At 54.3% G+C, this 12127-nt stretch carries 5 protein-coding genes; all 5 read right to left on the bottom strand.

What is annotated here, in order from left to right; genetic code table 11:
• Positions 1 to 12 precede the first annotated feature (12 nt).
• The 5 genes from fusA to rpoB all read right to left on the bottom strand — a co-directional run bounded on the left by fusA (position 13) and on the right by rpoB (position 11872).
• Complete coding sequence (fusA, locus tag MLE19_RS13230; RefSeq protein WP_240718645.1) at positions 13 to 2136, bottom strand: elongation factor G; 2124 nt, start codon at positions 2134 to 2136, stop codon at positions 13 to 15.
• A gap of 215 nt (positions 2137 to 2351) precedes the next feature.
• Positions 2352 to 2822: a 30S ribosomal protein S7 gene (gene rpsG, locus MLE19_RS13225; protein ID WP_008959172.1), complete on the bottom strand. Its 471-nt coding sequence runs from the start codon at positions 2820 to 2822 to the stop codon at positions 2352 to 2354.
• A 162-nt stretch (positions 2823 to 2984) separates the two neighbouring features.
• Positions 2985 to 3359: a 30S ribosomal protein S12 gene (gene rpsL, locus MLE19_RS13220; protein ID WP_008959173.1), complete on the bottom strand. Its 375-nt coding sequence runs from the start codon at positions 3357 to 3359 to the stop codon at positions 2985 to 2987.
• 211 nt (positions 3360 to 3570) lie between these two features.
• Positions 3571 to 7785 (bottom strand): DNA-directed RNA polymerase subunit beta', encoded by a 4215-nt coding sequence (rpoC, locus tag MLE19_RS13215; protein ID WP_240718644.1) that lies wholly within the window; start codon positions 7783 to 7785, stop codon positions 3571 to 3573.
• Between the two features lie 10 nt (positions 7786 to 7795).
• Entirely contained in the window at positions 7796 to 11872 is a 4077-nt protein-coding gene (gene rpoB / locus MLE19_RS13210) for a DNA-directed RNA polymerase subunit beta (RefSeq protein ID WP_240718643.1), read from the bottom strand.
• Positions 11873 to 12127 lie beyond the last annotated feature (255 nt).

Here is a 12127-nt window from a genome sequence, read left to right as displayed (position 1 = left end):
GTTAGCTAACGGTTAACCGTTTTGATTGATGACGGCTTCAACGACGCTGGAGGGCGCCTCGTCGTACTTCGAGAACTCCATAGAGTAGCTCGCACGGCCCTGGGTTTGTGAGCGCAGATCGGTTGCATAACCGAACATCTCGCCCAGCGGCACCGTTGCACGAATGACTTTACCAGAAGAGGAGTCATCCATGCCCTGCACCAAGCCGCGACGACGGCTCAGGTCGCCCATGACGTCGCCCATAAATTCCTCGGGGGTCACGATTTCGACCTTCATCACCGGCTCCAGCAGCACGGCCTTGGCCTTCCTGGCACCTTCTTTAACTGCCATAGAAGAAGCAATCTTAAACGCAGTCTCGTTGGAGTCTACGTCGTGGAAGGAGCCATCGAACAGCGACACTTTAACGTCAATCATCGGGTAACCCGCGATGACACCGTTTTTGAGCTGCTCGTAAGCACCCTTCTCAACCGCGGGAACGTATTCCTTAGGAACCGCACCACCCACGATTTCAGAGTTGAATTTGAAGAAGATTTCGTCTTCGCCTTCACCCTTCTCTTCTTTAGTCAGCGGCTCGATACGGAGCCATACGTGACCGTACTGACCACGACCACCTGACTGACGTACGAACTTGCCTTCTTGCTCGATGCTGCCGCGAATCGTTTCGCGATAAGCAACCTGCGGCTTACCGATGTTAGCTTCAACCTTAAACTCGCGACGCATACGATCAACGAGAATATCCAGGTGTAGCTCACCCATACCAGAAATAATCGTCTGGCCGGTCTCTTCGTCGGTCTTAACCTGGAACGAGGGATCTTCTTGAGCAAGTTTGCCCAGAGCGACACCCATCTTCTCCTGGTCAGCCTTAGACTTAGGCTCAACGGCTACAGAGATAACCGGATCCGGGAACTCCATGCGCTCGAGAACAATTTTGTTGTCGATATCGCACAGCGTATCACCGGTGGTGACATCCTTCAGACCGATACAGGCAGCGATGTCGCCAGCCAGTACCTCTTTGATCTCTTCGCGAGAGTTGGCGTGCATCTGAACGATACGGCCAACACGCTCTTTCTTCTGTTTAACGGAGTTATATACGCCGTCGCCAGATTTAAGAACGCCCGAGTAGACGCGAATAAACGTCAGTGTACCAACGAAGGGGTCGGTAGCAATTTTAAATGCCAGCGCCGCGAACGGTGCACTGTCATCTGCCACACGCGTATCGACGGTGCCGTCTTTATCATCCAACTCACCTTCGATCGCCTTAACTTCTGTCGGCGACGGCATGAATTCGATAACGCCATCCAGCACTGCCTGAACACCTTTGTTCTTAAACGCAGAACCACAGGTGACCAGAACGATATCGTTAGCCAGGGTGCGCGCACGCAAACCAGCCTTGATCTCTTCGATGGTTAGCTCGCCGCCTTCAAGATACTTCTCCATCAGCTCATCAGAGCCTTCGGCAGCTGCTTCGACCATCTCTTCGCGGTACTTTTCTGCTGTTTCTTGTAGCTCAGCAGGAATATCCACGAGGTCATAGGTCATACCCAGACTTTCTTCATCCCACAGGATAGCTTTCATCTGAATAAGGTCGATAACGCCTTTAAAGTCCTCTTCTGTACCCCAGTTAATCTGGATCGGCACAGCTTTGGCACCTAGGCGCTCTTTCAACTGCTCAACGACCATGAAGAAGTCAGCGCCGGTACGGTCCATCTTGTTGACAAAGACCATACGTGGAACTTCGTACTTGTTAGCCTGGCGCCATACCGTTTCGGTCTGCGGCTGAACGCCGGAAGAGCCGCACAGTACGACAACCGCACCATCGAGTACGCGCAGCGAACGTTCAACTTCGATAGTGAAGTCAACGTGCCCCGGGGTATCGATAATGTTGATACGGTGCTCAGGAAACTGCTTGTTCATGCCCTGCCAGAAACAGGTAGTTGCAGCTGAGGTGATAGTAATACCACGCTCCTGCTCCTGCTCCATCCAGTCCATGGTCGCAGCACCGTCGTGTACTTCACCCACTTTGTGGGAAAGGCCGGTATAGAACAGTACACGCTCAGTCGTCGTGGTTTTACCCGCGTCAACGTGAGCGACGATACCGATATTACGGTAGCGATTTAGTGGAGTCTTGCGTGCCACGGTGAAACTCCCGTTTGTTGGCGATGCTCGTTAATTTAGCGACGTATGCAAGCGAGGCTTATGCGACCGCCGCCACCCTAACAGGGTAGCGGTTAGGTATTACAACAGAGCGACTCAGCAAACACTTCGCCATGCTGAACAACGTGCATATAAAAACCCTAAAGCCATACTTAAAAACGCCGTACTTAGAAACGCCGATTTTAGATACGCGTACCTTAGAAACGGTAGTGCGAGAAGGCCTTATTGGCTTCTGCCATGCGATGCACGTCTTCGCGCTTCTTAACGGCAGAACCTTTACCTTCAGCGGCATCCAGCATTTCACCCGCTAGACGCTGCACCATGGTTTTCTCACCGCGACGACGCGCCGCGTCTACCAGCCAACGCATGGCTAGCGCTTGGCGACGAGACGGACGTACTTCAACCGGCACCTGATAGGTCGCACCACCTACACGGCGCGACTTCACTTCGACCATTGGCTGGATAGCTTCCAGCGCTTTGTCGAAGATCTCCAGCGGATCTTCTTTACTACGCTCGGCAACCTTGTCCAGCGCACCGTAGACGATACGCTCAGCTATGGACTTCTTGCCGCTGACCATCAGGTGGTTCATGAACTTCGCCAGACGCTCACTTCCGAACTTAGGATCCGGCAGGATGTCGCGTTTAGCTACTACTCTTCTTCTAGGCATGATAAGCCCTCAATTAAGGATCTTTCAGGTAAACCCGAGACTCCTGCTACTTACCCTAAGGCAAGTGCCGCCCGACCTTACTCTTATCAGACCGTCAAATTCGTGATAATCGTTACTCAACACGCCCAACTAACGTGGCCGTGCTGTACAGCACCCCAGCCCTTAGGACTTAGGACGCTTAGTACCGTATTTAGAACGACCCTGACGACGGTTTTGTACGCCGGAGGTGTCAAGGGCGCCACGAACGGTGTGATAACGCACACCTGGCAAATCCTTTACACGGCCGCCGCGAATCAAAACGACAGAGTGTTCTTGAAGGTTGTGACCTTCACCACCGATATAAGAAGAGACTTCAAAGCCATTCGTCAGGCGCACACGGCAAACCTTACGCAGGGCCGAGTTAGGCTTCTTCGGGGTGGTGGTGTAAACGCGCGTACATACGCCGCGTTTTTGCGGACAGGCCTGCAGCGCTGGCACGTCACTTTTGGTGACGGGGCGCTTGCGCGGCTTGCGCACTAGCTGATTAATCGTTGCCATGGTGTTTAGCTGACTCCAATGGTTGCCTTGCCTTTTAACAAGTACGGGCAGCGGATGCGGGCGCACCCACCCCACTGTTAAAGGCTGCGCATTCTAAAGGCTGACCCTAGGTTTCGTCAAGCCTTGCCGGCGGTTTTACCGGCAAGGTGACGCTTTTCAGGTCAGCTATTCGTTTTACTTACTATTTTCACTACTACTTTGGGTGCCAGCTCTACAGCTCATCATCAGAATCGAGAGCGGTCAACTGAGCACCTAGCTCCTGCTCTACCTCGGTTGCCGAGGGGTTGAACAGTTGCTCAACGTCTTCGCGCTTGCGACGACGCTCTGCGTGGTGAGTCAAGCCAGTACCTGCCGGTATCAGTCGACCCACTACGACGTTCTCTTTCAGGCCGCGCAGGTAATCGCGCTTGCCAGTTACCGCCGCTTCGGTCAAGACGCGGGTAGTCTCCTGGAAGGAGGCCGCAGAGATGAACGACTCGGTGGCCAGGCTGGCCTTGGTGATACCCAGTAGCATGCGCTGATACTTGGCTGGGAATTTCTTCTCTTTTTCAAGACGTTCGTTCTGTTCCAGCACGCGAACTAGCTCAGCTTGATCGCCGGTGATGAAATCAGAGTCGCCTGAATCAGTAAGCTCTACCTTACGCAGCATCTGACGCACAATCACTTCAATGTGCTTGTCATTGATGCCTACGCCCTGTAGGCGATAAACGTCTTGCACTTCGGCAGTGATGTACTTGGCCAGTTCCTCAACACCCAATAAACGCAGGATGTCGTGAGGATTGCTTGGGCCATCAGAAATCACCTCGCCCTTCTCGACGGTCTCGCCTTCGAAAACGGCGATTTGACGCCACTTCGGAATCAAGGCTTCAAACGGATCGCCTGATTCTGGGGTAATCATTAGACGACGCTTGCCTTTGGTCTCTTTACCAAAGCTAACGACGCCGCTAATTTCCGCCAGGATAGAGGACTCTTTCGGCTTACGCGCCTCGAACAAGTCAGCAACCCGCGGCAGACCACCGGTGATATCTTTGTTCGCCGATGCTTCAACAGGAATACGCGCAACCACTTCACCGACACCGATGGTAACACCATCATCTACAGAGATAATGGAGTTGCCCGGCAGCAGGTACTGTACTGGCGTATTCGAGCCAGAAACAGAGACGTACTCACCTGCGCTATCCTGCAGCATGACCATCGGACGCTTGTCGCGACCAGCCATGGGGCGAGCAGCAGATTCGATAACCTCGATAGAGGAGAGACCAGTCATCTCGTCGACGCTACGGTGCATGGTGACACCTTCGTCAAGATCGATGAACTGTGCCTTACCTTCTACTTCAGCAACGATCGGATGGGTATGCGGATCCCATTTGGCGACAATCGAACCAGCATCTACGACATCACCGTCACGTACCGAGAGCTCAGCACCGTAAGGCAGCTTGTAGTACTCACGCTCACGGCCATGATCATCAGCCACTGCCAGCGCGCTTGAACGCGATACGACGACCAGTTTGCCGTCAGCACGCTCTACATGCTTGATGTTGTGCAGGCGAACTTTACCGCCGTGCTTAACCTGTACGCTGTCGACTGCAGAAGAACGCGATGCTGCACCACCGATGTGGAACGTACGCATGGTCAGCTGGGTACCCGGCTCACCGATGGACTGTGCGGCGATAACGCCGACAGCTTCACCGATGTTGACCTGATGGCCACGCGCCAAGTCACGGCCGTAACACGAGGCACACACGCCGTGGGCTGTTTCACAGGTAATGGTGGAGCGCACGATGATTTCGTCGACACCCATGGTATCGAGCTCTGCACACCACTTCTCATCCAGCAGAGTACCTTTAGCGAGCTGCACTTCACCAGTGCCCGGATGGATAACATCCTGGGCTACGACGCGGCCTAGCACGCGCTGGGAAAGTGGTACAATAATGTCGCCGCCTTCGATGATCGGGTGCAGTGTCAGGCCATTTTCGGTACCACAATCGACTTCAGTGATAACCAAATCTTGTGCTACGTCGACCAGACGGCGCGTCAGGTAACCGGAGTTGGCAGTTTTCAGGGCCGTATCCGCAAGACCTTTACGTGCACCGTGGGTCGAGATGAAGTACTGAAGTACGTTCAGACCTTCACGGAAGTTGGCGACGATCGGCGTTTCGATGATCGAGCCATCCGGCTTGGCCATCAGACCACGCATACCGGCAAGCTGACGAATCTGGGCAGCAGAACCACGAGCACCGGAGTCGGCCATGATGAAGACGCTGTTGAACGAATCCTGCTCAACCTCGTTGCCATCACGATCGATAACGGTCTCTTTCGAGATACCGACCATCATTGCCTTGGCGACTTTGTCGTTAGCCTTGGACCAGATATCGATAACCTTGTTGTACTTCTCACCTGCGGTTACCAGGCCAGAAGAGAACTGGTCTTCGATCTCTTTAACTTCCGCTTCCGCCGCGTCAACAATTTCCGTTTTCGCTTCGGGAATAACGAAGTCGTTAACACCGATAGAGGCGCCCGACCACGTTGCAAGACGGAAACCGGTATACATCAGCTGATCCGCGAAGATGACGGTCGGCTTAAGACCCGCACGACGGTAAACTTCGTTGATCAGGCTGGAGATCGCCTTCTTCTTCATCGGCTGATCAATCAGCTCGAAGGGTACACCTTCAGGCAGAATGCGGAACAGCAGTGCACGACCGACCGTGGTGTCATAAATACGGCGGTGGAAGCTACGCTCGCCGGTCTCTTCTTCAACGTCGATCTCGTCCAAACGCACTTTCACGCGGGCGTGAAGCGATACAGACTGAGTACCGAAGGCGCGCTCGACCTCATTAAGATCAGAGAACACCATGCCTTCGCCTTTGGCGTTGATCTTTTCGCGGGTCATGTAGTACAGACCCAGAACAACGTCTTGCGACGGTACGATGATCGGCTCGCCGTTGGCTGGCGACAGTACGTTGTTGGTCGCCATCATCAGCGCACGGGCTTCAAGCTGCGCTTCCAGGGTCAGCGGTACGTGTACCGCCATCTGGTCACCGTCAAAGTCGGCGTTGTAGGCGGCACATACCAGCGGGTGCAGCTGGATCGCTTTGCCTTCGATCAACAGCGGCTCAAACGCCTGGATGCCCAAACGGTGAAGCGTCGGCGCACGGTTCAGCAGTACCGGGTGTTCGCGAATAACATCCGCCAGAATGTCCCACACTTCCGGCAGTTCGCGCTCAACCATCTTCTTGGCAGCTTTAATCGTTGAGGCATAGCCCAGCGACTGCAGCTTGGAGTAGATAAACGGCTTGAACAGCTCAAGCGCCATTTTCTTCGGCAGACCACACTGGTGCAGGCGAAGGGTCGGACCAACGGTAATAACCGAACGGCCTGAGTAGTCAACGCGCTTACCCAATAAGTTCTGACGGAAACGGCCCTGCTTACCTTTGATCATGTCGGCAAGTGATTTCAGCGGGCGCTTGTTAGAGCCCGTGATCGCACGACCGCGGCGACCGTTATCCAGCAGTGCATCGACCGCTTCCTGCAGCATACGCTTCTCGTTGCGCACGATGATGTCAGGCGCATTAAGATCAAGCAGACGCTTCAAGCGATTGTTACGGTTGATCACACGACGATAAAGGTCGTTCAAATCAGAGGTCGCAAAGCGCCCACCGTCAAGCGGTACCAGCGGACGAAGATCCGGCGGCAGCACGGGCAGCACTTCCATGACCATCCACGCCGGCGCATTGCCAGAATGGTAGAACGCTTCAAGCAGCTTCAAGCGCTTAGACAGCTTCTTGATCTTGGTTTCAGAGTTAGTCTGCGGAATCTCTTCACGCAGGTGGTTAATCTCTTCTTCCAGATCGATGTCTTTGAGCAGTTCTTGAACAGCTTCGGCACCCATGCGGGCATCGAAGTCGTCGCCGAACTCTTCAAGTGCTTCAAAGTACTGCTCGTCGTTCAACAGCTGACCACGTTCAAGCGTAGTCATGCCTGGGTCGATAACGACAAAGCTTTCAAAATAGAGCACGCGCTCGATATCACGCAGGGTCATATCGAGGAACATGCCGATACGAGACGGCAGCGATTTCAGGAACCAGATATGCGCGACCGGTGAGGCCAGCTCAATGTGCCCCATGCGCTCACGGCGCACGGCGGCTTTGGTTACTTCAACGCCACACTTCTCGCAGATAATACCGCGGTGCTTCATGCGCTTATATTTGCCGCACAAGCACTCGTAATCTTTTACCGGGCCAAAAATCTTGGCGCAGAACAGACCATCCCGCTCCGGCTTAAAGGTACGGTAGTTGATGGTCTCAGGCTTCTTCACCTCGCCAAACGACCAGGAGCGAATCATGTCCGGCGACGCGAGGGTAATCTTGATCGCGTCAAACTCTTCGGACTGAGACTGCGATTTGAGTACTTTCACCAAATCTTTCATGTGACGGCTCCTAGCTCTCTAACTCGATATCGATGCCCAGCGAGCGGATTTCCTTCACGAGTACGTTGAAGGATTCCGGCATGCCTGCCTGCATGGTGTGGTCGCCATCCACGATGTTTTTATACATCTTGGTGCGGCCTTCGACGTCGTCCGACTTGACGGTGAGCATCTCTTGTAGCGTGTAAGCGGCGCCGTATGCTTCCAACGCCCACACTTCCATCTCACCGAAGCGCTGACCACCGAATTGCGCCTTACCACCCAAGGGCTGCTGGGTAACCAGCGAGTAAGAACCGGTAGAACGCGCGTGCATCTTGTCGTCTACCAAGTGGTTAAGCTTCAGCATGTACATGTAGCCGACGGTAACCGGACGATCAAAGGCGTCACCGGTACGGCCATCGAATAGGGCCATCTGACCCGACTCGGGGATATCCGCCAGCTTCAACAGGTGCTTGATTTCGTGCTCTTTGGCACCGTCAAACACCGGCGTGGCCATCGGCACACCTGCTTTAAGGTTCTTCGCCAAGGCGATGACTTCATCGTCAGTTAAGGAGTCGAGATCCTCAATGCGAGTGCCAGGCGTGTTGTACACCTGACCCAAGAAGTCACGAATCTCAGCGACTTGCTGACCGCGTGCATCACGCAGCATGGCTTCGATTTTGACACCCAGGCCGCGAGCGGCCATACCCAAGTGGGTTTCCAAAATCTGACCAACGTTCATACGCGACGGTACGCCCAGCGGGTTAAGCACCACGTCAACCGGCTCGCCCTTCTCGTCAAACGGCATATCTTCGATCGGCATGATCGCCGAGATAACACCTTTGTTACCGTGACGGCCAGCCATCTTGTCGCCCGGCTGAATACGACGCTTAACCGCCATGTAGACTTTAACGATTTTCAGCACGCCCGGCGCAAGATCATCGCCCTGGGTCAGCTTGCGCTTCTTATCTTCAAAGCGCTCGTCCATCTCTTTACGACGGTTTTCAAGCTGTTCGTCGGCCTGAGCCAGTAGCTCATTGTAAGACTCATCCTGCATGCGCAGTTTGAACCACTGCTGACGCGGCAATTCATCCAGGTAGGCTTCGTCGAGCACATCGCCTTTCTTGAGGTTCGGTCCGCCATTAACGGCCTGACCATCAAGGGTACGCTTTAGGCGCTCAAACGTGGCGTCTTCAGCAATACGGTAGGTCTCCTGGAGATCCTTACGCACTTCATCGAGCTGCGTACGCTCAATGGATAGCGCCCGAGAGTCTTTATCAACGCCGTCACGGGTAAACACCTGAACGTCGATGACCGTACCTTTCATGCCGGTCGGGGCACGCAGCGAGGTGTCTTTAACGTCAGACGCTTTCTCACCGAAGATGGCACGCAATAGCTTCTCTTCGGGCGTCAACTGGGTTTCACCCTTGGGTGTCACTTTACCGACCAGAATGTCGCCGGGGCCAACTTCAGCACCGATATAAACCACGCCCGCTTCATCCAGCTTGGAGAGTGCAGACTCACCCACGTTCGGGATATCGGAGGTGATCTCTTCAGAGCCTAACTTGGTGTCACGCGACACACAGGTCAGTTCCTGAATGTGGATCGTAGTGAAACGGTCTTCTTGAACTACCCGCTCGGAAAGCAGGATCGAGTCCTCGAAGTTGTAACCGTTCCAGGGCATAAAGGCGATGCGCATGTTCTGGCCGAGCGCCAGATCACCCATATCGACAGACGGGCCGTCGGCGAGAATATCGCCACGCGCCACGTTATCGCCAGGCCGTACGATGGGGCGCTGGTTCATGCAGGTGTTCTGGTTCGAGCGGGTGTACTTGGTCAGGTTGTAGATATCAACCCCGGCTTCACCGCCGATGATTTCATCTTCATTAACCCGTACCACCACACGACGTGCATCAACGGAGTCAATCAAACCACCGCGACGCGCTACTGCACAGACACCGGAGTCACGGGCAACAAAGCGCTCCATGCCAGTACCTACCAGCGGCTTCTCGGCACGCAGGGTCGGTACTGCCTGACGCTGCATGTTAGAACCCATCAAGGCGCGGTTAGCATCATCGTGCTCAAGGAACGGAATCAATGCCGCCGCTACCGATACGACCTGACGTGGTGATACGTCCATCAGCGTCACTTGCTCAGGACGCATAAAGGTCGTTTCGCCGCGGTGACGTACCTGAACCAGGTCATCGCTCAGTTTGTTGGACTCATCTACCGCTGCCGACGCCTGAGCGATTACAAAGTCGCCCTCTTCAATCGCCGAAAGGTGAACGATGTCATCCGTCAACTGGCGGTCAACCACTTTACGGTACGGCGTTTCTAAGAAGCCGTAGCTGTTAGTGTGGCTGTAAGTCGCCAGTGAATTGATCAGACCGATGTTCGGGCCTTCCGGCGTTTCGATCGGGCATAGGCGCCCATAGTGCGTGGCGTGTACGTCACGTACTTCGAAGCCAGCACGCTCACGGGTCAAACCACCGGGGCCGAGTGCGGACACACGACGCTTGTGGGTAACTTCCGAAAGCGGGTTGTTCTGATCCATAAACTGAGAAAGCTGGCTGGAGCCAAAGAACTCTTTCACCGCCGCCGCAACGGGCTTGGCGTTGATCAAGTCTTGGGGCATCAGGCCTTCGCTCTCTGCCATGGAGAGACGCTCTTTGACCGCGCGTTCTACGCGCACCAGGCCAACGCGGAACTGGTTTTCAGCCATTTCGCCTACGCAGCGAATACGACGGTTACCCAGGTGATCAATATCGTCCACGTCACCGAAGCCGTTACGGATATTGATCAGCTCGCGCAGCACATCCAGGATGTCTTTGCGATCCAGCACGCCGGAGCCGGTGTCGGTATCACGACGCAGGCGGCGGTTGAACTTCATGCGGCCAACGCCCGACAGGTCGTAGCGGTCCTCAGAGAAGAACAGGTTATTAAATAGCGTCTCGGCAGACTCTTTGGTGGGCGGCTCGCCGGGGCGCATCATGCGATAGATTTCAACCAACGCTTCAAGCGCTGAATTAGTCGCATCCAGCTTCAAGGTGTCGGAGATGAATGAACCGCAGTCAAGGTCGTTGGTGTAGAGCGTTTCCACCAGAGTAATGCCACCCTGGGCCATACGCTCAAGCACTTCAGGGGTGATCTCGGTGTTGCACGGGCAGATCAACTCGCCTGTTTTAGAGTCGATTTGATCTTTTGCCAGTGTTTTGCCGAACAGGTACTCCATCGGTACGTCCAGACGCTCAAGGCCGGCTTTTTCAAGCTGGCGAATGTGCTTCTGGGTGATCCGACGACCCTCTTCAACAATGGTCTCACCGTTGCCATCTTTAATATCAAAGGTGGCGGTCTCGCCGCGCAGACGCGACGGCACCAGCTCCACAGAGAAACCGGATTTCTCAATGTGGAACACGCTGGTTTCAAAGAACTCAGCAAGAATCTCTTCGGTGTTCATACCCAGCGCACGCATCAATACCGAAGCCGGCAGTTTGCGGCGACGGTCAATACGTACAAAGACGTTGTCTTTAGGGTCAAACTCAAAGTCTAACCAGGAGCCACGGTAAGGAATAACGCGGGCTGAGTAGAGCAGTTTACCGGAAGAGTGGCTCTTACCCTTGTCATGATCGAAGAACACACCGGGTGAGCGGTGGAGCTGGGAAACAATAACCCGCTCAGTACCGTTAATAACAAAGGTACCGTTCTCGGTCATTAGGGGGATTTCCCCCATGTAGACTTCCTGCTCTTTGATATCTTTGATTGCTTTGTTCGAGGAGTCGCGATCATAGATGATCAAGCGAACCTTAACGCGCAGCGGTGCGGAGTAAGTCACGCCGCGTAGCTGGCACTCCTTAACATCGAACGCCGGCGTGCCGAAGCGGTAGCTAACATACTCAAGCGCTGCATTGCCGGAGAAGCTCTCAATCGGAAACACGGACTTGAAGGCCGCGTGCAGACCGACTTCGTGACGCTCGTCGGGCGAACGATCTTGCTGGAGGAAGTCGTAATAGGAATCAAGCTGGATCGCCAGCAAGTAAGGCACATCCATCACTTGGGGCAGTTTGCCGAAATCCTTGCGGATGCGTTTTTTCTCAGTATATGAGTAAGCCATCTGTATTCCCCAGCTTGTTCACCATGGGTGACCGATGCGTGGTCATCTGCCCTGCGAGCTTCGTCAGACGCAGACAGCAAGCTCCTAAATCGGTAGCTCGCCGTCGAAAATCTAGTTCGATAACTCAGTCGTCGATAACACTATCTTCAATAACGCCATCTTCAATAACGCTTTTCCGTTTCTGTCGTAGCTGCTCTGACAATGAGCGGCCCTGCTGTTGTTCAATATCAGCTACTGTTCAACATCAGTTACAAC

Origin of the sequence: Vreelandella neptunia, from assembly GCF_022489065.1 — a bacterium.
Classification (GTDB): Bacteria; Pseudomonadota; Gammaproteobacteria; order Pseudomonadales; family Halomonadaceae; genus Vreelandella; species Vreelandella neptunia_A.
This window is presented reverse-complemented; position numbering and strand designations above follow the sequence as displayed.